Genomic DNA, 26,489 nt, shown 5'->3' on the forward strand with positions numbered 1-26,489 from the left:
GGCTAGCCTTCCAGCATTTGGTAGCCGCGGCCGCGCACCGCTTGGATCCAGGACTGACCGTCCGGACGCGCGCCAAGCTTCTGACGGATACTGCTGATATGAACGTCGATCCTCCGGTCGAACGCCGTCAACGGCTTGCCGAAGGCGCTGAGCGAGATGTCCTGCTTGGACACCAGCTGGCCGGCGGAACGGGCCAGCACTTCCAGCAGACTGAATTCGGTGCCCGTCAGGTCGAGCGGTGCTGCGCGCCACTCGGCCCTGCGGGTCGACGGATACAGAACGAGATCGCCGGTCCTGATCTCGTCTGCGCCGCCGTCACGCTCGGAACGACCGGACCGGCGCAGGATTGCGCGGATGCGGGCCGCCAGTTCGCCCGGCGAGCAGGGCTTGGACACATAGTCGTCGGCGCCCAGGTTCAGCCCGGCGATGCGATCGATGTCGTCTCCCCGCGCCGTCAGCATCAGTACAGGCACGTCGCTCACCTGACGGATCTTGCGCAACACCTCAATGCCGTTCATCCGCGGCATCATGATATCGAGCACGATCAGGTCGGTCGAGGCTGACATGGCCTCGGCAACGCCGACGCGACCATCCGCCGTTGTTTCGACGACGAAGCCTTCCTTGGTCAGATATTCACCCAAAAGGTTGGTCAGCTCAGTGTCGTCATCAATCAAAAGTACCTTGGCCATGCCCTGCTTCCGCCCCTTCAATGACTTCAGCTTTACGACCTCCAATCCAAGAAGACAGCAGTTTTACCCAACTTAACACGGTCTTGACCGACATTAACACGGCGATCCCTATAGTGCGGCCTTCAGTTCAAGGCGGCCCGTGATCATGCGCAGCACTCTTTCCTCTTTGCTATCGGCCATGGCCGCAGCAGCCACGCTGACCGGCTGCACGAGCCTCGGCGACCTCAGGCCGGCGGCGCCGACCGTCGCATCGTCCTGGCATGCGACCGTACCGCATGGTGGACGCTCAAGCGATCTCCTGGCCTGGTGGGCAAGTTTCAAGGATCCGACGCTTGAGGCATTGTTGCGCCTGGCAGAGCGTGAAAACCCGACCGTCGAGGAGGCCGTCGCCAATATCGACAAGGCGCGCGCGACGCTCGACAGCACCCGCTCAGGGCTGTTCCCGTCGCTCGACGGCTCTGCCTCGGCGGGCCGCGAAGGCAACAAGGGCGACGATGGCAACCGGCTGGCGGCGGGTACGACAAAATCCGGCGGACTGGACGCCGCCTGGGAACTCGATCTGTTCGGCAAGACAAAGCAGCAGGCACGCGCCGCCTCATCGCGGGTCGATGGTAAGGTCTGGTCCTGGCACGACGCCCGTGTTTCGGTCGCCGCCGAAGTGGGTGACGACTATGTCCAGTATCGTGCCTGCCGCGAGCTGGAGCGCCTTTACCGGGATGAACTTGCATCGCAGAGGGAAACCGTGCGCGCAACGGAACGATCGGCCGGGTCCGGATTGACATCTACCGGCGATCTGGCGCTGACGCGCGCCAGTGCCGCGGCTTCCTCGTCAAGCCTGACGGCACAGCGCGGCGAATGCGAGATCCTGGTCAAATCACTCACCCAGCTGACGGGCGGCGATGAGCAGGCGGTCCGCCGCTTGCTCGATCAGGGCAAGCGGCAAATTCCGCAGCCCTCTGCGCTGCGGATCACCTCTGTGCCCGCAGAGATGCTGAGACAAAGACCCGATGTCAACGCACTGGAGGCCGAAGTCGTCGCGACGATCTCCGACGTCGGCGCGGCAAAGGCCGACCTTTACCCCAGCCTCAGCCTCAGCGGTTCGATTTCCATCAGCCAATCCACTGTGACCGGCCGTTCGGTCCCGTGGTCCTTCGGCCCGGCGCTGTCGGTGCCGCTGCTCGATGGCGGCTCGCGACGGGCAGCGGTGCGCAGCTCTGTCGCGGATTACGATATCGCGGTTGCAAGCTACAAGTCCGGCGTGCTGAGCGCCGTTGCCGAAGTCGAAACGGCGCTCGTGCGTGTCGATACCGCGCTTCGGCGGATCGCCGACGCCCGCAGTGCTGCCGACAACTATCAGAGCTATTTCCGCGCCGTCGACCAGAACTGGGCGTCGGGCGGCGTCAGCATTCTCGACCGCGAAGAAGCCCGTCGATCGGCGCAATCGGCGGCGATCACCCTTATCGAAATCAGGCGCGACGCAGTCCAGTACTGGATCGCCCTCTACAAGGCGCTCGGAGGCGGCTGGTCTGCCCCGGTCGTCAGCCTTGCCTCTGCACAGGGAACGAAATGATGCGAACAGGTTCATGCTTCTTGCCCGCGATGGCGCTCGCTTTCGCCGTCTGGCTCCCCTTTGCACACGATGCCCGAACCCAGGACACCACCCGGACGACGGCCGGTGCCGCCGCACTCACCGTCAGGGTGAACAAGCCGGAGACCCTGCAGTGGCCGGTGCTGATCCCGGCAAGCGGCAGGCTCGCCGCCTGGCACGAGGCGGTGATTTCTGCCGAAGTCGGTGGATTGCGCATCATCGCCGTCAATGCCGATGTTGGAACGGCGGTGAAGAAGGGGGATCTCCTGGTGCAATTTGATGCCGAAACCGCGCAGGCGGAACTCGAGCAACAGCAGGCAAGCGTCGAGCAGGCCAAGGCGGATCTCGATCAAGCGGGCGCCAATGCCGACCGCGCCCGCGGGCTGACCGGTTCCGGTGCCATTTCCAACCAGCAGACGACGGAATATCTGATCACCGAGCGCAAGTCCAAGGCGGCACTGGCATCGTCGCAAGCTGCACTGGTGTCAGCGCAGCTTACCCTCGATCGTACCAAGGTCTACGCGATCGACGATGGCGTGATCTCCGAACGTTCGGCGTCGCTGGGCAAGGTGGTGAGCGCCGGCGACGAACTGTTCAAGCTGATCCGTCAGAACCGGATCGAGTGGCAGGCGGAACTGCCGGTCAAGCGGCTTGCCGATGTCAAGGAAGGCACGAAAGCCGTCATCCCGACGCCGCTCGGTGACGTGCGCGGTGAGGTGAGGTTGGTGTCGCCCACGACGTCGACCAGCAACGGGCGGGTGACTGTGTATGTGGCGCTGCAGCCGGCGAAAGGGATGCCGGAACCCAAGACCGGCATTCTTGTGAGCGGCAATTTTACCTTCGACTCCACCGATGCTCTGACGGTTCCAGCCACGGCTGTCACCCTGAGGGACGGGTTTTCCTACGTATTCGTCCTACACGCGACCGATCAGCCAACCGTGACACGCAAGCGGGTCGAAACGGGGCGGCGGCAAGACGACAGGGTCGAGATCGTCTCGGGAATCGAAAAGACCGACGATGTCGTGATGTCCGGCGGCGCGTTTCTGGCGGACGGGTCCGTCGTTCGGGTGGTCGATGCCGTTGCAGCGGCCGAAACGGAGGCAAGGAAGTGAACTTTTCCTCCTGGTCCATCCGCAATCCCGTTCCGCCGATCCTGCTGTTCATCCTGATGACCGCCTGCGGCCTGTGGGCGTTCAACCGTCTCGACATCCAGAACTTTCCCGACATGGATCTTCCGACCATCGAGATCAGTGCGTCGCTTGACGGGGCAGCCGCCTCGCAGCTCGAGACGGAGGTCGCACGCAAGATCGAGGACAAGCTGACCGGCCTCACGCGGCTCGATTCCGTAACCACGACGATCACCGATGGTTCCGTGAGCATTTCCGTCGCGTTCCAAGTCGGAAAGGATACGCAGGAAGCACTCGACGAGGTAAAGAGCGCCGTCGACCAGGCGCAGGACGACCTGCCGGAAGAGATGAACGCACCGACCGTTTCGAAGCAGTCGTTGAACTCTTCGCCGCTGATCACCTATGTGGTGCGATCCGACAGGCTGGACGAGGCCGAACTGTCCTGGTTCATTGACAATGACCTGTCCCGGGCCCTGATGGCGGTGGACGGCGTCGGCGAAGTCGGGCGCCTGGGCGGCGTCGACCGGGAAGTTCGGGTCGAGCTGAACGCAAATCTCCTCGACGGCCTCGGATTGACCGCAAACGACATCAACGATCAGCTCGAGGCGGTGCAGTCCGATCTGTCGGGCGGCAAGGGGCGCATTGGCGGTGAAAGCCAGTCCGTCCGGACGCGGGCTGCCGCCAACAGCGCAGAGCAGGTCGCCGCAACGCCGATCCCGCTTCCGGCCGGAAGCTGGGTCCGGCTGGACGAACTCGGCACGGTGACCGATTCGCACAGCGACCTGAGCTCGCTTGCCTATATCAACGGCAAGCCGGTGATCGCCGCGCAGATCAAGCGCTCCAAGGGCTACTCGGACGTCGCCGTCACCGACGAGGTCCGCGCGGCGATGAAGACATTCGCCGCGGACAATCCGCAAGTGACGATCGAGGAAGCCTACAATACGATCGTCCCGATCGAGCAGAACTATGAATCCTCGATGCACATGATCTACGAGGGGGCGTTGATTGCGATCTTCGTCGTCTGGCTGTTTCTGCGCGACTGGCGGGCGACGCTCCTGGCCGCCGTAGCCTTGCCGCTGTCGATCATCCCGACCTTTCTCGTGATGTATCTGCTCGACTACACATTGAACACCATCACGCTGCTGGCGCTGTCGCTGGTGGTCGGGATCCTCGTCGACGACGCAATTGTCGAGATCGAGAATATCGAGCGCCACCTCACCATGGGCAAGGCTCCCTTCGAGGCGGCGATGGAAGCCGCTGACGAAATCGGCCTGGCGGTTATTGCGACGACGTTCACGCTCGTCGCCGTGTTCCTGCCGACTGCATTCATGGGCGGCATTCCCGGCATCATCTTCAAGCAGTTCGGCATCACCGCCTCGGTCGCCGTCCTTGCCTCGCTTCTGGTTGCACGCCTCGTGACGCCGATGATGGCGGCCTACATGATGAAGGCGAGCGGCAAGCCGCACAAAGACGACGGTTGGCTGATGCGGTCCTACATGTGGGCGGTCAAGGGTGCGCTTCGCCGCCGCTGGATTCCGGTGCTGGGGACCATTGGGTTCCTGGCGTTCACCGTCCTGCTTCTCAGCCATCTGTCGACCGGGTTCTTTCCAGCCTCCGATGACGGGCAGACCCAGGTTACGGTGACAACGCCCCCGAGCTCGACCATCGAAGCGACGGACGAAGCGGCGCAAAAGGCAGCCGCCATCGTTGCCGGCGTGGACCATGTCACTTCGGTTTTCCAGGCAACGGGCACCGCCTCCACCGCCGGCATCAACAGCACGTCGAGTACCAGCACCAACAGCGCCACGCTCGTCGTCAACCTGACGCCGATCGACGATCGCAATGTCAAGCAGTCGCAGATTGAGGCGGATTTGCGTCAGGCGCTGGAACGCCTGCCCGGTGTCCGGATTGAGATCGGATCCGGCGGCAATGGGACGCAGCTGACGCTGACGCTGGCCAGCGACGATTCGGAGCTTCTGGGGAAGGCAGCTGCCAGCCTTGAATCCGACCTTCGCACGCTGCCGGGCATCGGCAACGTGACCTCGTCGGCGGCCACGCAATCGCCGGAGATCACCATCAGGCCGGATCTCGCAGAGGCTGCATCTTTGGGGGTGACGTCCAAGGCTATCGCCGAGGCGATCCGGGTCGCCACCGCTGGCGCTTATGATGCAGCCCTGTCGAAGCTCAACCTGCCGGAACGCCAGGTCCCGATCCGCGTCATGCTCGATACGGCAAGCCGGCAGTCGCTCGATGCGATTTCGCTCATCCCTGTAGAGGGCAAGGACGGCAAAGTTGCCCTCGGCGCCATTGCCGACATATCGCTCGGCTCCAGCCCCACGCAGATCGACCGGCTCGACCGGTCGCGCAACGTCTCGATCACGGTCGAGCTGAACGGCAGGAGTTTGTCGGAGGTGACGTCCGAGGCGGCACAACTGCCCGGTTACAAGAACCTGCCCCAGGGCGTGAAGTTTGTCGAACAGGGTGAGTTGAAGCGCCAGAGCGAGCTGTTCAGCAGTTTCGGGACAGCGATGGCGATCGGCATCTTCTGCATCTACGCGGTGCTGGTCCTGCTCTTCCACGACTTCCTGCAGCCGGTGACGATCCTGATGGCGCTGCCGTTGGCGCTTGGCGGAGCGATGCTGCCCCTGGTGCTGACGGGCACCAGCTTTTCCATGCCGGCCGTAATCGGTCTGCTGCTTTTGATGGGGATCGTCTCGAAAAACTCGATCCTGCTCGTGGAGTATGCCATTGAGGCGCGCCGCGCCGGCATGTCCCGCTATGACGCTTTGGTGGATGCCTGCCACAAGCGCGCACGGCCGATCGTCATGACAACCATCGCCATGGCCGGCGGCATGCTGCCGGCAGCCCTCAGCCTTGTGTCTGGCGATTCCAGCTTTCGCCAGCCCATGGGGATCGTCGTCATCGGCGGCCTGATCACCTCAACCTTCCTCAGCCTGCTGATCATCCCGGTCGTCTTCACCTTCCTGGATGACCTGCTGGTCTGGATCACCGGGTCTCGACGGCGCAAGCAGCCGATAACCCCGCCGACCGGAGAGGTCGCGACCCAGTCGTCACCAGAGGTGTAAATAACTGCAAACGAACGCAAAATTCGGGTTTTGGCCGGAACAGGAGGGCGATAGGGGCATCGTCTTGCAACGATCTCGGGAGTTCATCATGAAAAATATAGCTTACCTATCCGTCGCAATGATCGGCGCCATCATTCTTGGCGGCATCTCGACGGCGAATGCCCAGACCAGCAGCAGGACGGACCGGCCGACGAAGCCCGTAGCCCAGCTTGACAAGAAGAAGGATGCCGGACGGCACATGCTCAACGGCCATTTGGGCATGAAGGATCGCCGCAAAGGTTACAGACGGCACAGCGACGGTTACTGGTATCCGTCCGCTGCCTTCGCGGACAAGCCTTTGCGAGAGAAACCAACCTCGTGACAACTGAGCACTATCAGAGCCGAAAGGGCCTTAAAGATCTCCGATCGTTGGTTCCTATCCTCTCAAGGCGATGCATCATCTCTGTCTATTTCTGCTCACAGATGCGTCGGTTGACGCACTCGGTGTGCGCACCGTCACTCTGGTGAACCGACCCGGGTGTGCCGGAGGCTCCCACTTCCTAGAAAGTGGAGCCACGCGCGACAAGGTCGCGATCCCACAGACCTAACTCAACGAACCGCCAGTGACCGATCAGGCGGCAGTTCGGGTCGTCGATGATACTTGGCCGGAAGCTGAGGGGTGAAACTCGATTGCCGATCTTACGGTATCGATAGCTCCAGAGAGCTATCTTCCATCAAAACCGTCTTCTTTCCATAGCCATTGCGGCTGTTGCCACTGGAGCCTTCGCTTGAGAGAAGGCGGCCCGGATCAGGATTGACCCGGGCGCCTGTTGAGGCGGTTAGAAATCGAACGTGTCGACATTATCCTTGGTGAAGACTGCCGGGCTGCCGAGCAGGATCTGGCTGCCATTGATGATCTGCAGCTCGCCGAGACGGCCAGCCTTGAACGTCTTGTCACCTGGCTTCAGCGTGCCATCGGCTGAGGCGCGCAGGGCCTGCATCGCAGCATAGCCGAGATCGACAGTGCTCCACAGGATGGCAGATTTGACGCAGCCGTCCTTGATGTAGGGCTTCATCGGGTTCGGTGTTGCAAGGCCAACGACCGAGACCTTGCCGCACTGGCCGGCCTGGGTCACAGCGTCCGCGGCGGCGGGCGTCGCGACGCTGGTCATGCCGATGATGCCCTTCATGTCCGACCCGTATTTGTTGATCAGCGTATTGGCCTGATTGAAGGAGAGAATGTTGTCCTCCTGGGCCTCGACTGTCTCCAGCCACGTCATCTTCGGGTAGCATTTCGCCTGATAGGCGGACATTTCCGCAATCCAGCGCGCCTGGTTGGGCGTTGTGAAGGTGGAGGTGACGATAGCAAAGGAACCGTCCTCACCGATCTCCTTGGCGAGCGTATCGATGAGAGACTTCGCCACGCCATTTGGCGTTGCCGGATTGACGAACCACTGGCGCGCGTCGGGCTCAGCATCCGCATCGTAGCCCACGACATTGATGCCGGCGGCGAGCGCCTTCTTCAGCACCGGTGCGATGGCCACCGGATCGTTGGCGGAAAACAGAATGCCATCGACGCCTGAGGTGATGTAATTGTCGATCAGGGTGATCTGGTCATCGATATTGGCCTTGGTGGAGCCGTCGGTTTTTGCATCGACAGTGCCCAGTTCCTTGGCGGCTTCCTTGACGCCCTGGGATGTCGAGTTGAAATAGCCGATGCCGACCAGTTTCGGCACGTCCACCACCTTGATGGTCTTGCCCTTGCGCTCCGGTGCCTTTGCAGGCGTGCCCCCATTATAGGCAACGGGCGCTGCAGCAGCCGGTGCGCCATCGCAGGCCAGCGGACTGGTGGGCTGGTCGTCCGCTCCGGTCCAGACCGGGGCAGCGTGCGATGTGCCGGCCGACAGTGCGAGAGCCAGCAGGGTGGTCATCATTGATCTGCGCATAGGTTCCTCCTCCATTATTGCGAGATGCTTGATTGAATTCAGGCCCGGCGTTTGTTGAACGCCGTGGTCATGAGAATGGCGCCGATCAGCATGAGGCCGATCAGCACGGCCGTGCCTTCCGCTTTGATGCCGGCCAGCGAAAGCCCGTTCTTCAGGCTCTGGATCACAACCAGGCCGATCAGCGTGCCGATGACGCTGCCGCGTCCGCCATAGATCGAGGTTCCGCCCAGCACGACGGCGGTGATGGCGTCGAGTTCCAACCCGGTCCCCATGTCGGAGCGGGTGGTCGACACGCGCGACACGAAGATCACTCCGGCAAGTGCCGCCGCAAAACCGGATGCGGTATAGACGGCAATCTTGGTGCGGTTGACCGGCAGGCCGGAAAAGAAGGCAGCAACTTCATTGGCGCCAATGGCATAGATGCTGCGACCGATGCGCGTGGCAGCGAGAAGAACGCTGGCAAGGATGGCAAAGGCAATCAGGATCCAGAGCTGGGTCGGAACGCCGAGAATGTTGCCTTGGCCCAACACATAGAACCAGTCCGGATAGCCGCGCACCGAGCGCGCCTGGCTGATGCCTTCCGCAAGGCCGCGGTAGAGTGCAAGCGTGGCCAATGTCGCAATCAGCGGCGGCACGCCGAAGCGGGTGATGACGAAGCCGTTGACGAAACCGCAGAAGGTGCCGACCGCAATGGCAAGACCGGCAGCGGCCATGAGGGGCAGGCCGAGATTCTGCCAGAACACCCCGGTCAGAATGGCCGTGAGCCCGAGGATCGATCCGACGGAGAGATCGATGCCGCCGGTGATGATGACGAAGGTCATGATGATGGCGACGAGCCCGACTTCCGTCATCAGGCGCCCCTGATTGAGCAGGTTTGCGCCGGTGAAGAACTGGGCGGACTGGAAAGCCAAAGCCACAAGCAGCACAACGGCCACGAGAGCGAGAATGGTTTCGTGCCGGAGCAGCGTACGCAGGGACATGGATGCCTCCTTACTTTTTCGGGCGGCGGCGGATCATGTCCGCAAGCACGGTGATGAGGATCAGCCCGCCGATCACGGCTCTCAGCCAATAGGCGGAGACATTCACGAAGATCAGCGCCGAACCGATGGCTGCAAACAGGATGGCGGCCAGAGTGGAGCCTATGACGGTGCCCGATCCGCCGAGGATGGAGACACCCCCGATGACGGCGGCGGTTATCACCGTCAGTTCCAGATTCGGCGGCACGGTGGACTGGATGACCTGCAATTGCGTGGCAAACAGGATGGTGGCGATGCCGGCAATGGCGCCATGGATGACAAAGACCGCCAGCACGCGCCGCTCACTGGAGATGCCAGTGGCTTTCGCGGCTTCCGGATTGCCACCGACAGCATAGAGCGAGCGACCGAAGGGGAAGTTGCGCATCCACCAGGCGGCGAGCAGCGTCAAGACCACCATGGCGATGATCGGGAAGGGCAGGCCAAAGGGCTTCCACTGCGCGATCATGAACGCCTTCGGCAGGCCGGAAATCCAGGTGCCGCCGGTGATGGAGATCAAGCCGCCCCGCAGGATGGACATCATGCCGAGCGTCACGACGATGGAGGGAATGCGTGCAAAGGCGACCAGCCAGCCGACGATGAAATTGACGGCCATGCCAAGGAGGATCGGTGCTCCCCAGGCCACCCAGACCGGATAGCCGGATACGGCCAATGTGCCGGAAATGGTTGCCAGCACGCCGATCAGCGCGCCCACCGAGACATCGATATGGCCGGTGATGATGACCATGGACATGCCGATGGCAGCAACAGCGATATAGGCATTTCCGGAAAAGATGGTGGTGAGGTTCGAGGTGCTGAGGAAGCGTGGATTGTAGAGCCCGACGGCCACGAAGAGCAGCAGTATGGCGGCAATAATCACGCATTCCTGCCCATAATCGGTCATCAGCCGTGCGATGAAGGGGCGGGAATTTTGTGGCTTACGGGTAGACAACGTGGAAGCCTGGGATAGGACAGCCATTACGCAGCCTCCTTCGATTTTGCCTGCGCGGTCATGGCCCCACCCACCGTTTCAGGCGTGGCATCTGCCCGGTCGATCATGCCGGTGACCTGGCCATTGTTCATCACCAGAATGCGGTCGCTCATGCCGATCACCTCCGGCAATTCGCTGGAGATCATGATGATGGCAAGGCCCTTGGCGGCCAGATCGCTCATCATCGCATGGATTTCGGCCTTGGCCCCGACATCGACGCCGCGCGTCGGCTCGTCGAGGATCAGGATATCGGGCCGGGTTTCCAGCCATTTGGCGATGACCACCTTCTGCTGATTACCACCTGACAATTCCCCGACAGGTTGGTGAATGCCGGCTCTGGCGCGAACCCCCAGCCGTTTCACGGCCTCCACAGCGCGGCGCGCTTCCTCGGCAAAATTGAGGAAAAGGCCGGGCGCAATGCGATCCAAAGCCGCCATCGAGAGGTTTTCGTTAATGCTCATGGATTTTACGAGGCCCTGAAGGCCACGATCTTCCGGCACATAGGCAAGGCCGAGGTCGCGGGCCTGCCGCGGCGTGCGAATGGAAACCGGCTTGCCCTTCACCCGGATTTCACCGGACGTGGCGGGCGTGATGCCGAACAGCGTCAGTGCCAGTTCCGTGCGGCCCGAACCGACAAGACCGGCAATGCCCAGAACCTCGCCGCGCCTCAGCGTGAAGGAAATGTTTTGTACCAGACGGCCGTGATTGAGCTTGGACACGTCCAGCACCGGCTCGCCAATCTTGGCTTCACCCTTGGGGAAAAGCTGCTCGATGGAGCGGCCCACCATCATGGAGACAAGCGTCGCCTCATCGGCCTCGGTAATGTCGCGCGTGTCGATCATCATGCCGTCGCGCAGCACCGAAACGCGGTCCGCCAGTGCAAAGATCTCCGGCATGCGGTGGCTGACATAGATGATGCCGACGCCGCGCGCTTTGAGGCTGCGCACGACCTCCATCAGCCGGGTGACGTCCTTTTCGGTGAGCGAGGCCGTCGGCTCGTCCATGATCAGAATGCGGGCCTTGTGCGAGAGCGCCTTGGCGATTTCAACGCGCTGGCGCTGCGCCACCGAAAGCGTGGCGATGCGGGTATCGACATGAAGATCATGACAGTCGAGACTGTCCAGCAGCTCACGCGCCTTGGCCCGGGCCGCGGTCCAGTCGATGCGCCCCATGGCTTTTTGCGGATAGTGACCGAGGAAGATGTTTTCGGCGACCGTCAGCTCTGGAAACAGCAGAAGCTCCTGATAAACGGTTGCGATGCCCGAGGCATTGGCATCCTTGGCGGTGGCAAAGCGCATCGGCTGGCCTTCGATCTCCATCACACCGCCGTCTGCCTGATAAAGACCGGAGAGGATCTTGATCATCGTCGATTTACCCGCGCCGTTTTCGCCGAGGAGCGCATGGATTTCGCCCGGCCGCACATCGAAGGACACGTCCTTCAGCACCTTCACCGGGCCGAAGGATTTGGAAATCCCGGCAAGCCGCACATACGGCTCGAGCGCTCTCTGTTGCTCAAAATTCGATGCCAATTCATTCCTCCTCACAGAATGCCGATCTCACGCCCGACAGCGTTCAGACGCCGTAGAAAAGCGCCGCGTTCTTTTCAAAAATACCGTGCAGGTCCTCCGGTCCGAAATGGCTTGAGAGGAGAGTGCGCGCGAGATTGGCAACTTCCGCATAGCTGGCAGCCAGCGTGCAGACCGGCCAGTCACTGCCGAACATCAGCCGGTCGGGGCCGAAACAGCGGACGACGTGATCGACGTAAGGTCGGAAATCCTCAAGCTGCCAACTGGCGCTTGCCTCCGTCACCATGCCGGACACCTTGCAGGACACGTTCGCAAAAGCTGCGATCTCTTCCATATGCCCCCGCCATGGATCGAGCGTGCCCGTTGCAATCTCCGGCTTGGAGATATGGTCCACCACGGCCTTGAGGCCCGGCACGGTCTTCAGCGCCGCAACCACATGCGGCAGGTGGCGGGTGAAGGTGAGGATATCGAAGGTGAGGCCGCTGTCGGCCACGGCCTTCAGGCTGTCGAGCACCTTCGGGCGCAGGATATAGGCGTCGTCGTCAAGACCTTGCAGCATCGGGCGAAGGCCAACGAATTTCGGGTTCTGCCTGTAACGTGCGAGACGCGCGGCAAAATCCTCTGCCTCCATATCGATCCAGCCGACGACGCCCGCCACGAAATCCGTTTCTCTGGCGATCTCCAGCAGGAAATCGGTTTCCGCTTCGGTTTCCGCGGCCTGCACAAGAATGGTGCGGGTGATCCCCGCCCGGCGCATCTCGCGGGTCAGATCCCCGGGCAGAAAATCCCTGTAGATGGACCCGAGTTCCGGTGTCAGCCAGCCATAATCGCTGCGCTCCACCTTCCAGAAATGTTGATGACTATCGAGCATGGCGGTCTCCTCCCCCATCGCGGCCGGCTTAGCGCACGACACCCTTTTTGAGGATGATGTTGCCGTAGAGCCGCCGTTCCCCGGTGGAGACCACGGCAAAAGCGGTCTTGGAGCGGTCATAGAAGGCGAAGCGATCGATGGCCTCCAGAGGTATGCCGCGCTTTTCCTCTCTTTCGATAATCGTCTCGAATTCTGCATAGATGACCGGGCGCTCGCCCGGTGCATCCATAACGGCGGCAGGATGATCGACGAAATCATCGAGCGGCAGCAGGGAGAGGACAGCGGTGAGCACGGCGCAGGCGTCGATGCCCGGCATCTGGATCAGCCGTTCCGCCACCTTGACCGCCGGGAAATTGGCATCCGAGATGACGATTTCGTCGCCATGGCCCATATCAGCCAGGATGGCGAGCAGTTCGCCGGTCAGAAGCGGGTCGAGGGTCTTCAGCATCATGTTTCTCCGAGTTCGAAATCAGCGGTTGATCAGGGCCTGATCCTTGAGCGTTGCCCAAAGGTCTTCAGGGATCTCCTGCTCGAACCAGGCAATGTTGGTGGCGATCTGCTCAGCCGTCTTGGCGCCGATGACGACGCAGGTGGCCGCCGGATGACGCAGCGGGAACTGGATGGCGGCTGCGGGAAGCGGCACGTTGAAACTGTCGCAGACGGCACGCAGCTTTTCGGCCCGTTCGATCATCTCGGCAGGCGCATCGGCATAATTGAACTTCCGCCGTCCGGAGGTGGAGGCGAGAATGCCGGAATTGAACACGCCTGCGACGACCAGCGCCATGCCACGCTTTTGCGCGAGCGGCAGAAATTCCTCTTCGGCATCCTGATCGAGCAGCGTGTAGCGGCCAGCCAGCATGGAGCAGTCGAGATCGGCTTCTTCCAGCGCGTCGCGGATGATCTGCCATTCGTTGACGCCGAGCCCGAAGCCTTTGATGTCGCCCGCCGCCCGCAGTTCGGTCAGCGCCCTGAAGCCGCCGCCCTTGGTCAGCGCATGCCAGTGATGCTCATGCAGATCCGCATGGGTGACGCGGCCGATATCATGCACATAGAGAAGGTCGGGACTGGGGAAACCGAGGCGCTGCTGACTGTCGTCGAAGCTGCGCATCACGCCGTCATATGTGTAATCGAACACCTCGCGGAAATCCAAGCCGTTCCACCAGCCTGGATCGAGCGGGTTCTTCGGCGGTGCGGGCGGCAGCTTGCGGCCGGCCCGTTCGGTGGTCATCAAGCGCCCAACCTTTGTTGAGATGACCCAGTCACGGGCTTCCGGTGTCTTCTCCCGCAGCAATTCACCGACGAGATGTTCGGAGCGGGTGTTGCCATACATGGGCGCGGTATCGAAATAACGGATGCCGGAATTCCAGGCATGGTTTAGCATGGCCATGGCGTCTTGCTTGGACACCGAGGCGTAGAGACCGCCCAGAGGGGCGCTGCCAATGCCAAGGGCGCTAACGCTGATACCGGTTTTGCCAACGGGGCGTTTGTCAGTCGCTTTCATGCTCGTTCCTCATAAATTTCAAATGTGTGCGCGGGTTTTGCGGCGAGCCCAGACAACGACAGCGACGCCGCAAAGCAGCAGCACACCGCGCACGATCTGGCGCTGCGCGTCCGTCCAGCCAAGCAGGGCAGCCCCACTGAGGAGGGCCGCGAGCAGCAGAACGGCGGTAACGGTGCCGATGACATTGGGTTTGCCGAATTTCAGCGCCATGCCGCCCAGCAGCACGGCCGTCAGCCCGTCGATGAAATAGGATGTGCCGATATAGGGCTGGCCAGAGGAGAGATCCGCCGTCAAAAGAATGCCTGCCAGTGCGGAGACGACACCGGAGAGACCATAGAGAATGAGCAGCAGCCGGTTTGCCGGAACGCCCGCCTCGATGACCGCCGCACGGTTCTGCTCCAAGGCATAGAGATAGTGGCCGAAGGTCAGTCGCTCCTGTACGAACCAGGCTAGCCCATAAAGAAAGGCAACGATCACCGTCAGCAGCGGCAGCACACCGAGATTGATGTGCAGCAGCGAACCGACAAAGCCGGTGGAGGACAGGGAGATCGAGGTGCCAAGACCGATGGCGGCCGCAATCGATCCCGCCAGTCCACCGGTGGCAATGGTGATGACGAGCGCCGGCAAGCGGAAGATTGCGACGAGCACGCCATTGGCAAGGCCGAAGACGACGCCGACCAGCAACCCCGCCAGACAGGCGACGGCCCAGCCGTTTCCGGAGACGACAAGCCCCGCCACGACCATATTGGCAAGCGCTGCGACGGACATGAAGCTCACATCGATTTCGCCTGCCGCAATGATCCAGGTCAGGCCAAGGAACATCAGCGCCGCAATGCTGGTCGAACGCAGCATGTCATTGATATTCCCTGCACTGATAAAACTCGGTCTCAGCCACGCAAAGAGCAGCATCACGAGCACCAAGAGGAGAAAGAGACCGTAGCGCAGGAAGAAGCCGTTCACATCAGGACCTCGCTTTGCCGCTGCGCGCTCTGCCGTGGTCATGGTCATATCCGTCATGTTGGTTACCCCTTCGCTCAGCGTGCCGGTTGGCGGCTGAACAGTCCGCCCAGCAGCGTGGTGAGTTTCGGGTCGAAAATGCCGATGGCGGCGATCAGAACGGTGCTGACGATGGCGTCGCTGTAATAATAAGGAATCGCCAGCAGCGTGAAGCCGTTCAGCATGGCCGACATCAGCAGCGTTCCGCCAAGAGTTGCCGGAATGGAGGGTGCGCCGAAGAGAGCTGCCCCCAGATAGACGGCGGCAAAGGCCGGCATCATCAACTGGTTGCCGGCTGTGACGTTGGCTGCGCCGGAAGATGCAACCAGCAGCGTGATGGCGAGACAGGCAAGCGCACCGCAAAGACCGAAGGCCGTGAGCACATAGGCCCTGACGCGAATGCCGGAGAAGGCCGCCGAACGTCGGTTTTCACCCGTTGCATAGAAGGCGCGGCCAAAGCGGGTGCAATGCAGAACGATGAAGGCGACGATGGCGGCAGCCAGGAGAATGACCACCGGCATGTCGAGCGACAGGAATCTGGAATCGTTCAGGTCGAGAATGCCCGACATGAAGAAGTTTTCCGAAATGGATGTGCCGTTGCTGTAGAAATAGGAAAGGCCAACCGCAACCCCGCCGGTGGCGATGGTGGTGACAATATCGGGCAGGCGCAGATAGGAAATGACGTTACCATTGATCAGACCAGCCACAAGCCCGATAGCGATGCCGCCTGCCACGCTCTGCATCAGCGTAAAATCATTGGCAAGCATCCAGCCAAGCGTCATCGCCCCCAGCGATGCCACGCCGGGGAAGGAGAGGTCGAAGTGACGAACGACGATGACGAAGGTCAGGCCGATTGCCGTCAGCCCGTTCACCGACATATGGCGCAAGAGGGCATGCAGATTGTTTTCGCTGAGATAGGCGGGGGCGAAAGACTGGAATACCGTTGCAATCAGGCCGAGAAGCACCAGGAATGCTGTCAGCCGCAGCGCAAGCGGAGAGGATTTGAGGGCCGTCATGCGCGTGCTCCCATGATGCCAGCAGTTAGAAGTTGGTCGCGGCTCGGTCTTTGATCCGGCACGAAAACGGGGCGGCCCCGGTAGAGAGCGATCATCCGGTCGGCGACACCGTGCACCTCATCGCAATCAGACGAGATGACCAGCACGCCGGCATGGGCGGAAAGCTCCCGCATCAGCGCATAGAGCGTGGCGCGCGCGCCGATATCAACGCCGACGGTGGGTTCCACGAAGATGTAGATATCGGCATCGCGGTAAAGGCCCTTGGCGATGACGATCTTTTGCTGATTGCCGCCGGAGAAGGCGCTGACAGGCCGGTCCAGCGTCATCGGATGCAGCGCCACGCGCTTTGCAAGCCCTGCCGAAGCCTTTCGATTTGAACCGAAGCGTAACAACCCGCCGAGAATGGAGGCCTTGCCGAGATGCGCCAGCGTCATGTTGAAAATGACGTCGCGCGACAGGGTCAGCCCTTCTGTGCGGCGGTCGCCGGGAACGAGGAAAATGCCCCGGCGCAAGGCATCATGCGGGTCCTTCAGCGTAACCTGCTTGCCCTTCACCGTAAGGGTGCCTGCATCGGGGCGGATGACGCCGAAGAGCGCCTTGGACAACTCGTCCGCGCCGGAGCCGACCAGCCCGAAAATACCGAGAATTTCTCCGCGCCGCAGGGTGAAGCTTACGTCCGAAAACAGGCCGTGCCGCGAGAGGCCACGCACGTCCAGAAGTGCTTCTCCTGCGGCGCTCTTCGCCTTGGGAGGGAATATGTCGCCGGGTTTTTCGTCCAGCATCAGTTCGGGGATCGATATGTTGGACGTTCTTGCCTCATGACAGGTCAGCGTGGCGACGCGCCTGCCCGCCCGAAAGACCGTGAAGCGGTCGCTGATCTCGAAGACCTCTTCCAGGCGGTGGGTGATGTAGATGATGGCGATGCCTGCCGCCTTCAGCTGCCGCATCAGGTGGAAGAGCGATGTCTTTTCCCGCTCGGTCAGCGTCGACGTCGGCTCGTCGAGGATCAGGATGCGAATGTGTTCACGGCTCAGCGCATGCAGGATGGCAACGATTTCCCGGTCCACCGCCGGCATTTCGCCGACGCGGACTTCAAGATCGATCTCGATGGGAAAACGCTTCAGCAATTGCTCGGCCTGAAGCTTCAGGGCCCTGCGGTCCACCCTGCGTCCGAGCCCGGGCTGCGGTGCCTCCTGACCGAGAAAGATGTTCTCGATGCCGGTGAAATCATCCACCAGTTCCGGGTGCTGCTGGACGGACGCAATGCCGCAGGCGATGGCAGCAGCAGGCGTGCCGATCTCGACACTCTCGCCGGCAATCGCGATCTCCCCTGCATCCTTGGTGTAGACGCCGGAGAGGATCTTGATCAGCGTCGATTTGCCCGCGCCATTGATGCCGAGAAGGGCATGGATTTCGCCGGCTTCCAGAGAAAAATCCGCGTTGTCCAGGGCCTTGACGACGCCGAACTGCTTTTCAATGCCCTTCATGTCGAGAATGGCTGCCATATCCAGCACCAAGCCTTTCCACCTGCATTGGGAAACGGCAGGCCGCGCACGGCCTGCCACACGTCAGTTCAAAGCGCGCGAGCCCAGCCGAGTTTGATCGCTTCGCCTGGCTGGTCGTAGGTGTCTGGCAGTTCCTTGAGGTCCTTCAGGCTGTCCTGCGTCACCGCGTAGGATGGCGTGATGACAAAGCGCGGAGCCTTGCGGCCTGCAACGACCTCATGGGCATAGAAAGCGTTCATGTAGGCCATTTCGTAGAAGCTCTGGGCCATGGTCATGGCAAAGGGCGAACCCGCCTTGATGTACTCAAAGGACTGGCGGCCACCATCAATGCCGGTGATGAACACCTTTTTGCCGGACGCGCGGATGGCCAGCGTGCCTTCCGAGGCCGCTCCATCCCAAGCGCACCAGATGGCGTTCAAATCAGGATTGGCCGTGAGGATATTATCCACCACCTGGCGCGGTGTCGTCGTGCCGCCCAGCGCGAAGGCGATCTCGGACACGATCTTGATATCCGGGAAGCGGTTGAACACAGATTTTGCGCCGAGCGTGCGCTGATCCCAGGATTCGTTGGAGGGGAGGCTGACCAGCGCCACCTGACCCTTACCGTTCAGGCGCTTGGCGATGTATTCGGCGCCCGCTGCACCAAGGCCGAAATTGTTCGACATCGCCGTGGAGGTGACGGTGGTGTTCGGCACATAGCTGTCGCCGCAGAAAATCGGGATGCCGGAGGCAACGGCTGCTTGCACGGCAGGCGAGATGGCGGCGGCATCGGCGGGGGTGATGAAGATTGCAGCCGGCTTTGAGGCGACGAAGGCCGCGATCTGGTCGGCCTGCTTCTTGATGTCGTAATTGGCATCGGCAATGGTGAGTGTGCCGCCGAGCTTTGCCACGGCATCCTTATAGCCGTTGACTATGTGGCGACCCGATTCCCAGACCGTCCAGCCCAGCGATGCGCAGAACTTCAGCTCTTGCGCGCCAGCGACGCGCGGCTTGCTGAGGGCTGCTGCCACCGTGATGGCAGCGCCTGCGCTCAAGACGCCGCGTCGTGTCAGTTTCAGATCGCCCATGAAGTGCGCGCGATCTTTTGTGTCCTCAAATTCGCTCATGTTGTCTCCTCCCTCTGGTGGTTCGCGGCCTCAGGCCGATTGCTGCAAAAGCATCAGATAATCTTCCCGGGTCGCGAGCCGGGGATTGGTGGCGTGGCAATGATCGTGCAGCGCCTCGCCGGCGACCTTTTCCATCATGGCCTCGGTCACGCCCATCGCCTTCAAGCCGCTGGGCATGCCGATATCCTTGTTAAGTTGAGCCATGACTTCATCGGGTTGACCGCCCAGGATCTCGGCCATCACATCCCATTTTCCGCCAATCACCGAACGGTTGAAGCGCAAGACGGCCGGCATCAGAACGGCATTCAGCGTGCCATGATGCAGGTTGAGCTCGCGGACGGCTCCGAGCGGATGCGTGAGCGCATGAACGGCGCCAAGTCCTTTCTGGAACGCCATCGCCCCTTCCAGCGCTGCCATCATCATGTCCCAGCGGGCCTGGTGGTCCTGCCCGTTGGCTACGGCCTTGCGAATGGCGGGAAAGCCGCGTTTCAGACCGTCGAGCGCGATCGCATCGGCAGGCGGATTGGTGGACGGGCCCATATAGGTTTCGAGACAGTGTGACAGGGCATCCATGCCGGTCGCGGCCGTCAGGAACGGCGGAAGGCCGTAGGTCAGTTCGGGGTCGCAAAGCGCAATGGATGGCAGCATGTGGCCGCTGAGGATGCCAAGCTTGCGACCTTCGGCCGTGATGATGACGGCCGCGCGACCGACTTCCGAACCCGTGCCGGATGTGGTGGGCACGGCAATCATCGGGCAGATCTTGCCGTGGATCCTGGCTGCGCCGCCCTGGACGGCCGTATATTGCGCAAGCGGGGCGGCATGGCCCGTCAGCAACCGCACGGCTTTGGCCAGGTCGAGAGAAGAGCCGCCGCCGAGACCAACAATGCCATCGCAGCCCTCCGACACATACAGTGCATGCGCCTCCATCACGGCATCTTCCGTCGGATTGGCCGGCGTGCCGTCGAAGACTGTGGGGCGGGTTTCGAAGAGACCGAGAACCTGCTCAACCAGGCCGGTGGAGACCAGGCCTTTGTCCGTTGCAATCAAGGGTCTGCGCACACCAAGCTCGGCCAGCAGGTGTGGAAGCCGCTGGATGGAGCCCGCGTCGAATTCGATGCGCGTGAGATAGTTGATGGTTGCCATGTCCTGCCTGTGCCTTCGACTTACAAAATTGCTGCACGGCAAGCCGCATTCGGCCGCCTGCATGCGGTGCCACGATCTGTCTCTGTTGTGCTGATGGTTCGGGCCAACCTCCTCGTTCGCCCGAACTTTTCTCCTCTTCGGCGGCAGGCAATTTTTTGCTTGCGCCCCTAACTAATATATGAGTTATATAAATGCAGATCAAAAAGCGCCTGTCAACATGGTTTCGAAAGTTCTTGTTAGGCGCTTAAGCATTTGAACTGATTGAGATTGATATGGAAGTTGAAAAAAGCAGGTCCATTCCGAAGGCAGAACAAATATATTGGTTGTTGCGTGAGGCGATTGTCCATCTAGAGATGCAGCCGGGTGCCGTCGTCTCGGAGAAGGACCTGTGTGCGGAACTTGGGGTTTCCCGCACGCCGGTGCGTGAAGCGCTGCAAAAGCTGGCCGATGAAGGACTTGTCGATATCTTTCCGCACTCCGGCACCTATGTGAGCCGCATTTCCTTCAAGGTCGCTGAGGAAGGCTTTGTCATTCGTCGGGCGCTGGAAATTGAAAGCGTGCGCAAGGCGGTGGTTAATGTGACCGATGCGGATGTCGAGCATCTGAAGAATCTGGTTCGAAAGATGCAGTCGATCCTCGATAGCCATCAACTCGAAAAATATCTGGATTGCGACGACCTTTTCCACGGCGCGATCGCCGGCATCAGCGGCTATCCGCGCATCTGGAAATTCATCACGCTCGCCAAGGTGCATCTCGATCGCATGCGCCAGCTCAGTGCGCCGGTGCCGGGCCATCTCGCGATGGTGACGGAACAGCACGATACGATAGTGCGGGCACTGGCCAACCGGAATGCCGATCAAGCAGAACTCGCCATGCGCATCCACCTCGATACGTCTTTTGCGGTCATGGCCCGCATGTACGAAGAGCAGGGCGCTTTATTCGACGGAGAGGAATGAGCAATGACTATCTATTCGGCCTCGTCGCCGCTCTTGCGGCTGAATGCGCAGGACAACGTTGCCGTGGCGCGCATGACGCTGGAGCCTACGGCTCTTCCAGAGCTTGGTGGATGCAGCCTGACAGGCCGGATAACGCAAGGTCACAAGGTTGCGATTGCCAATCTTGCTGCGGGCGAGGCGATCATCAAATATGGGCAGATCATCGGCTTCGCCACGAGCGAGATCCACATCGGCGATCATGTCCACACGCATAATATGGCCATGCGCGACGTCGAACTCGCCCATGAGTTCTGCGTCGATGCAAAAGACATTGCCTATGTTGAGCATCAAACGAGCTTCATGGGCTTCGAGCGCGCGAACGGCGAGGCGGGAACGCGCAATTATATCGCCATCGTTTCCTCTGTGAACTGTTCGGCGACGGTTGCAAAAGCCGTGGCGCAGCATTATGCGCTGCCGGGACGGCTGGAGAACTATCCGAATGTCGACGGGGTGATTGCGCTGACCCATGCCGGCGGCTGCGCCATCAACACGGCAGCGGAAGGCTATCGCTATCTCACCCGCACGCTTGCCGGTTACGCAACCCACGCCAATGTGGGCGGTGTGGTGATGATCGGCCTTGGCTGCGAGACCAACCAGATTCCGGCACTGCTGGCCGCCCACCAGTTGAAGGAGGGGGAGCGCTTCCGTACGCTGACCATTCAGGCAACCGGTGGCACGCGCAAATCCATCGAAGCGACGATTGCCGCCATCGATGCCATGCTCCCCACGGTCAATGCCCTCACGCGCACGCCACAGCCGGTCTCCAAGCTCAAGCTGGCGCTGGAATGCGGCGGATCGGATGGCTATTCCGGCATTTCCGCCAATCCGGCGTTGGGCTATGCCGCCGATCTTCTGGTCGGCCATGGCGGCACGGCCTGTCTGGCAGAAACGCCCGAAATTTATGGAGCCGAACATCTGCTGACGCGCCGAGCCCGGAGCCCGGAAGTGGCGGAAAAGCTTCTCCAGCGCATTGAGTGGTGGCGCGATTACGCAGCGCGCGGTCAGGCTGAACTCAATAACAACCCATCCCATGGCAACAAGGCGGGCGGCCTCACCACCATCCTCGAAAAATCGCTCGGTGCGGTCGCCAAGGGCGGCACGACGCGGCTCAACGCCGTCTACGAATATGCCGAACGGATCACCGAAAGCGGCTTCGTTTTCATGGATACGCCCGGCTATGACCCGATTGCCGTCACGGGGCAGGTGGCGGGTGGCTGCAATGTGATCTGCTTTACCACCGGTCGTGGCTCGGTCTCGGGCTTCAAGCCCGCACCCTCGCTGAAGCTTGCCACCAACACGCCGATGTATGAGCGGATGCAGGAGGACATGGACCTCAATTGCGGCACCATCGTCACCGGCGACGAGACGGTCGAAGAGGTGGGCAAGCGCATTTTCCAAGCGGTCATCGCGACAGCCTCGGGCGAGCGCACGCTGAGCGAAATCTACAATTATGGCGACAACGAATTTGTGCCCTGGCAGGTGGGCGCAATCATGTGAGGAGCGTCTTTCGGAGGAAGGATACTCAGGCACGGGAGAGAGAGATGAGTGAGTTGAAGAAATTTTACGATGTGATCATCGTAGGGGCTGGCGTCGGTGGCGGTGCCTTGGCCAACAGCCTGGCGGAATCGGGCCGCAATATCCTGATGATCGAGCGTGGTCCCCGCCTGCCGCGTGAAGACGACAACTGGAGCGTCGATGCGGTCTTTCACAAAAAGAAATATGCCACAAAGGAAGAATGGCGTGACAAGGACGGCCAGCTCTTCAACCCCAGCACCTATTATTATGTGGGCGGCAACAGCAAGTTCTTCGGCGCGGCAACGTTGCGTTTTCGTCGCGAGGATTTCGAGGATCTTCAGCACGAGGATGGCGTGGCCCCCGCTTGGCCCGTTTCCTATGACGAGTTCGAACCCTATTATGCCGTGGCGGAACGCCTCATGGGCACCCATGGCATAGCGGGTCTCGACCCGACCGAGCCGCCACGCTCTGGACCCATGCCCTATCCAGCCATCGGCCACGAACCGGAAATCGCCTACTTTCAGGACAAGCTGAAGGCGAAAGGCTTGCATCCCTTCCCGCTGCCAATCGCCATCGACTACCACCAGGGTGGCAGTTGCATCCGCTGTCGCACCTGCGACGGATTTGCCTGCAAGCTCGGCGCCAAGGGGGATGCGGAAGTGCGCCTCGTCAATCCGGCCCTTGCCAAGGCCAACGGCCGGATCGACCTCATCACGGAGACCTTGGTGCACCGGCTGCTGACCGATCCGAGCGGCCAGCGCGTCACCGGCGTGGAACTGACCCATCAGGGCCAAAAGCAGATAGTCGAGGCCGATCTTTTCGTATCCAGCGCGGGCGCGATCAACTCTGCAGCACTTCTTCTGCGCTCGGCCAATGATGCCCACAAGCGCGGGCTCGGCAACAATCTGTCCGATCAATTGGGCCGCAATTACATGGCCCACAACAACACTGCGATGATGGCGATCTCGCCGTTCAAGAAGAACCGCGTGGTCTTCCAGAAATCCATGGCAATCAATGATTTCTATCTTGCCAACCGCGAAAAGCCCTATCCGCTCGGCAACGTGCAGGGGCTCGGAAAATTGCAGGGCGGCATGCTGACGGCAGGCGCTGCCTGGGCTCCGGAATGGCTGATGTCCGCATTTGCCGATCGCAGCGTGGACTGGTGGCTGATGTCGGAGGATTTACCCGATCCGAACAACCGCGTGACCGTGGATCCCGATGGCCGCATCCGCCTGAGCTATACCGCCAACAACCTCAAATCGCACAATGAACTGGTAAAGGTCTGGTCCAGGATCATGCGCTCGCTCGGCTATCCGCTGATCATCACCAACAAGATGGATATCAAGGTTTCCATGCACCAGTGCGGCACGGCGCGCTTTGGCAAAACACCGGAAAGCTCGGTGCTGGACCCGCATTGCAAGGTCTGGGACGTCGACAACCTTTATGTGGTCGACGCATCCTTCCTGCCATCCTCCACGGCGGTCAACCCGTCGCTGACCATCGTCGCGCAGGCGCAACGCACAGCCGAACACATTCTCGCCCGCTCAGGCGAAGCCGTCACCAGGACGCCGCAGGCTTCGCCGACCGCAGCTTGATCTGACTAACATTCGAGGGAGGAAACAAACATGTCAAACACTGGCACGGATTACCGCCGCCTGTTCGATCTCACCGGCCGCAAGGCTATCGTCACCGGCGGCTCGCGCGGTATCGGCAAGGCCCTGGCCGAAGCGCTCGCCGCGCACGGTGCGGACGTCGCCATCATCGTGCGCTCGACGCTCGAACGCGCCGAAGAGGTTGCCACTTCCATCAAGGCTCAGGGGCGCGACAGTTTCGCCCTTCAGGCCGATGTCGCCGAGGAGGCGGATGTGGAAAGAATGACGCAGGCGGTGATCGACCGCTTCGGGCGGATCGACATCCTGATCAACAATGCCGGCATCGTGCTGCCGGCACCCGCGGAAGAGTGCAGCCTTGATCAATGGCGCCAAACCATGGCCGTCAATCTCGATGGCGTCTTCCTCGTTTCCAAGCATGTCGGACGGCGGATGATTGCGCAGAAAAGCGGGTCGATCATCAATATCGGCTCCATGTCGGGCCGGATCGTCAACTGGCCCTTCCGCCACGCCGCCTATAACGTTTCGAAGGCAGGGGTGCATATGCTGACGAAGGCGCTCGCCACCGAATGGGCCGAGCACAACATCCGCGTCAACGCTCTTGCTCCAGGCTACATCCGCACGGAACTGACCGATGACGTGCTTCGCGAGCATCCCGACGTCGTTGCCAATTATTGGGAAAAGGGGGCCGTCCAGAACCGGATCGGCACGGTCGAGGAACTGGCCGGGTCGGTCGTCTATCTGGCCAGCGATGCCGGCTCGTTCACCACGGGCGAAGTGATCACCGTCGATGGCGGCCTGACGCTGCGCTAACCACCGGACATTCGAAAGAGGAACAGGATCATGACCGCAAGAGGATATGGCGGGCCGCTTCGCTATGTGCAGGGCCCCGGTGTTATCGACGACATTGGGCTCTACATCGCACCCTTGGCTCAATCAGCGCTGATCGTCATCGACGGCTTCTTCTGGGAGACGCTGCGCCCGAAGGTGGAAGCCAATCTCACGGCGCATGGCGTCAAAAGCCATTTCGTCAAGTTTTCCGGCGAATCCTCGGACAACGAAGTCGGTCGAACCGTCACGGAGGGAAAGACGGCGCAAGCGGGCGTCGTCATCGGCATCGGCGGCGGGAAGGCGCTGGATACCGCCAAGATTTCCGCCCTTCATCTCGGCGCGCGCACGGTCACGGTGCCGACCATCGCCTCCACCGATTCTCCCACCAGTTCACTCGGCGTGATCTACAGTGAGGAGGGGGTCTATGACCGTGTTGTCCGGTGCGGACGCAATCCCGATGTCGTCCTGGTCGATAGCGCGCTGATCATCAAGGCACCGGTCCGCTTCCTCGTCGCTGGCATGGGGGATGCGCTCTCCACCTGGTATGAAGCACGGTCGAATTTCGAGAGCCGTTCCAACAACTATATCGGCGAGGGCTATGCCACGACAGCGGCAGGTGCGGCGATTGCTCACCGGTGCCATGAAGTGCTGATGCGGGATGGCCGGGCGGCCTATGTCGCTGCCCGCGACGGCAAGCTGACGCCTGCGGTAGAAAACATCATTGAGGCGAATACGTTGCTGAGTGGCCTGGGCTTTGAAAACTGCGGCGTGTCCGGTGCTCATGGCATCCACGATGCGCTGACGGTACTGGAGCCGACGCATCACTTCTTCCACGGCGAAAAGGTGGCATTCGGCATTATCGTTCTGCTGGTGCTGGAGAACCGCTCGCTCACCGAAATTCACGAGGCCATCGATTTCTGTCAGGACATCGGTCTTCCCACGACGCTTTCCGATCTGGGCCTGGAGAACGTGACGACGGCGCAACTCCTGAAGGTCGGCGAGATCGCACTCGATGCACGGAGCGTCATTCATTCCGTGCCGGTGACGCTGACACCGCAATTGATTGCAGACTCGATCTCGACCGCCAGCGCGCTGGCGGCTCAAAGAAAGAATGAAGCATCTCAGTTCACCAGCCATGCCAAGCCGCCTCGTTGATCTCGCAGCGGGAGAAATCGAAGCCGTTGAGATCGCGAGAAGCCTGGAAACGGCCAAGATAGATCTGACGGGCGGCTCAAAATATTCCATAATTCGACGTCATGCCGCATGCTGATCGCGCGAACGCTAAGTGCTGGCCTTCACGCTAGTTTGAGGCTCGCATACGCAGGTGGCAGGTTCGGATCCTTTCAAGGGGTGATCTGAACTGATCTGACCCCTTCAAACTGGACCATTTTTGGCTAGAGTTTTCCGGTGCATTTTCCTGGCTGGGAAAGGAACGGAAGAGGATGAAGGCATCGC

At 61.1% G+C, this 26,489-nt stretch carries 22 protein-coding genes; 9 read left to right on the top strand and 13 right to left on the bottom strand.

What is annotated here, in order from left to right; all coding sequences use genetic code 11:
* Positions 1-2: 2 nt before the first annotated feature.
* Positions 3-689, bottom strand: coding sequence for a response regulator (locus tag J2858_RS23025; RefSeq protein ID WP_210107210.1), 687 nt, complete (start codon positions 687-689; stop codon positions 3-5).
* 145 nt (positions 690-834) lie between these two features.
* Here J2858_RS23025 and J2858_RS23030 point away from each other — a divergent pair, with 145 nt between their 5' ends.
* From J2858_RS23030 to J2858_RS23045, 4 genes are all read left to right on the top strand, one after another.
* Positions 835-2,259: an efflux transporter outer membrane subunit gene (locus J2858_RS23030; RefSeq protein WP_210107211.1), complete on the top strand. Its 1,425-nt coding sequence runs from the start codon at positions 835-837 to the stop codon at positions 2,257-2,259.
* Positions 2,259-3,389 carry an efflux RND transporter periplasmic adaptor subunit gene (locus J2858_RS23035; RefSeq protein ID WP_210107212.1) on the top strand — a complete coding sequence of 377 codons (1,131 nt, stop codon included), beginning with the start codon at positions 2,259-2,261 and terminating at the stop codon, positions 3,387-3,389. The genes J2858_RS23030 and J2858_RS23035 overlap by 1 nt, the downstream gene beginning before the upstream one ends.
* Positions 3,386-6,490 carry an efflux RND transporter permease subunit gene (locus J2858_RS23040; RefSeq protein ID WP_210107213.1) on the top strand — a complete coding sequence of 1,035 codons (3,105 nt, stop codon included), beginning with the start codon at positions 3,386-3,388 and terminating at the stop codon, positions 6,488-6,490. Before J2858_RS23035 ends, J2858_RS23040 begins: the two co-directional genes overlap by 4 nt.
* Positions 6,491-6,578: 88 nt before the next feature.
* Positions 6,579-6,851 carry a hypothetical protein gene (locus tag J2858_RS23045; RefSeq protein WP_210107214.1) on the top strand — a complete coding sequence of 91 codons (273 nt, stop codon included), beginning with the start codon at positions 6,579-6,581 and terminating at the stop codon, positions 6,849-6,851.
* A gap of 457 nt (positions 6,852-7,308) precedes the next feature.
* On the opposite strand, the gene J2858_RS23050 is transcribed toward J2858_RS23045, so the two are convergent.
* The 12 genes from J2858_RS23050 to J2858_RS23105 form a co-directional block, all read right to left on the bottom strand.
* Positions 7,309-8,415 (bottom strand): autoinducer 2 ABC transporter substrate-binding protein, encoded by a 1,107-nt coding sequence (locus J2858_RS23050; protein ID WP_210107215.1) that lies wholly within the window; start codon positions 8,413-8,415, stop codon positions 7,309-7,311.
* 38 nt (positions 8,416-8,453) lie between these two features.
* On the bottom strand, positions 8,454-9,395 hold the full coding sequence (locus tag J2858_RS23055) for an ABC transporter permease (RefSeq protein WP_210107216.1): 942 nt from the start codon (positions 9,393-9,395) through the stop codon (positions 8,454-8,456).
* Positions 9,396-9,405: 10 nt separating this feature from the next.
* A complete protein-coding gene (locus J2858_RS23060; protein WP_245367196.1) occupies positions 9,406-10,332 on the bottom strand; it encodes an ABC transporter permease in 927 nt (308 codons plus the stop codon).
* 74 nt (positions 10,333-10,406) lie between these two features.
* Complete coding sequence (locus tag J2858_RS23065) at positions 10,407-11,948, bottom strand: sugar ABC transporter ATP-binding protein (protein ID WP_210107218.1); 1,542 nt, start codon at positions 11,946-11,948, stop codon at positions 10,407-10,409.
* A gap of 43 nt (positions 11,949-11,991) precedes the next feature.
* Positions 11,992-12,816, bottom strand: a complete 825-nt coding sequence (locus J2858_RS23070) for an amidohydrolase family protein (RefSeq protein ID WP_210107219.1) — start codon at positions 12,814-12,816, stop codon at positions 11,992-11,994.
* Positions 12,817-12,844: 28 nt separating this feature from the next.
* Positions 12,845-13,264, bottom strand: coding sequence for an RbsD/FucU family protein (locus J2858_RS23075; RefSeq protein WP_210107239.1), 420 nt, complete (start codon positions 13,262-13,264; stop codon positions 12,845-12,847).
* A gap of 21 nt (positions 13,265-13,285) precedes the next feature.
* Positions 13,286-14,317 (bottom strand): aldo/keto reductase, encoded by a 1,032-nt coding sequence (locus tag J2858_RS23080; protein WP_210107220.1) that lies wholly within the window; start codon positions 14,315-14,317, stop codon positions 13,286-13,288.
* A gap of 18 nt (positions 14,318-14,335) precedes the next feature.
* The gene (locus tag J2858_RS23085; RefSeq protein WP_210107221.1) at positions 14,336-15,334 is read right to left on the bottom strand and encodes an ABC transporter permease; all 999 of its coding nucleotides are present in this window, start codon (positions 15,332-15,334) and stop codon (positions 14,336-14,338) included.
* 17 nt (positions 15,335-15,351) lie between these two features.
* Entirely contained in the window at positions 15,352-16,329 is a 978-nt protein-coding gene (locus J2858_RS23090) for an ABC transporter permease (protein WP_210107222.1), read from the bottom strand.
* On the bottom strand, positions 16,326-17,834 hold the full coding sequence (locus J2858_RS23095) for a sugar ABC transporter ATP-binding protein (protein ID WP_210107240.1): 1,509 nt from the start codon (positions 17,832-17,834) through the stop codon (positions 16,326-16,328). Before J2858_RS23095 ends, J2858_RS23090 begins: the two co-directional genes overlap by 4 nt.
* A 68-nt stretch (positions 17,835-17,902) precedes the next feature.
* Complete coding sequence (locus J2858_RS23100; RefSeq protein ID WP_210107223.1) at positions 17,903-18,940, bottom strand: sugar ABC transporter substrate-binding protein; 1,038 nt, start codon at positions 18,938-18,940, stop codon at positions 17,903-17,905.
* 30 nt (positions 18,941-18,970) lie between these two features.
* Positions 18,971-20,083, bottom strand: a complete 1,113-nt coding sequence (locus tag J2858_RS23105; protein WP_210107224.1) for an iron-containing alcohol dehydrogenase — start codon at positions 20,081-20,083, stop codon at positions 18,971-18,973.
* Positions 20,084-20,355: 272 nt separating this feature from the next.
* Here J2858_RS23105 and J2858_RS23110 point away from each other — a divergent pair, with 272 nt between their 5' ends.
* From J2858_RS23110 to J2858_RS23130, 5 genes are read left to right on the top strand one after another with little or no spacing between them, the layout of a single operon-like run.
* Positions 20,356-21,039 (top strand): GntR family transcriptional regulator, encoded by a 684-nt coding sequence (locus J2858_RS23110; RefSeq protein ID WP_210107225.1) that lies wholly within the window; start codon positions 20,356-20,358, stop codon positions 21,037-21,039.
* 3 nt (positions 21,040-21,042) lie between these two features.
* The gene (locus tag J2858_RS23115; protein ID WP_210107226.1) at positions 21,043-22,575 is read left to right on the top strand and encodes a UxaA family hydrolase; all 1,533 of its coding nucleotides are present in this window, start codon (positions 21,043-21,045) and stop codon (positions 22,573-22,575) included.
* Between the two features lie 44 nt (positions 22,576-22,619).
* Positions 22,620-24,188: a GMC family oxidoreductase gene (locus J2858_RS23120; RefSeq protein WP_210107227.1), complete on the top strand. Its 1,569-nt coding sequence runs from the start codon at positions 22,620-22,622 to the stop codon at positions 24,186-24,188.
* A 30-nt stretch (positions 24,189-24,218) separates the two neighbouring features.
* A complete protein-coding gene (locus J2858_RS23125) occupies positions 24,219-25,016 on the top strand; it encodes an SDR family NAD(P)-dependent oxidoreductase (RefSeq protein WP_210107228.1) in 798 nt (265 codons plus the stop codon).
* Between the two features lie 30 nt (positions 25,017-25,046).
* On the top strand, positions 25,047-26,189 hold the full coding sequence (locus J2858_RS23130) for a glycerol dehydrogenase (RefSeq protein WP_210107229.1): 1,143 nt from the start codon (positions 25,047-25,049) through the stop codon (positions 26,187-26,189).
* Positions 26,190-26,489 lie beyond the last annotated feature (300 nt).

Source organism: Neorhizobium galegae (genome assembly GCF_017877135.1).
Classification (GTDB): Bacteria; Pseudomonadota; Alphaproteobacteria; order Rhizobiales; family Rhizobiaceae; genus Neorhizobium; species Neorhizobium galegae_A.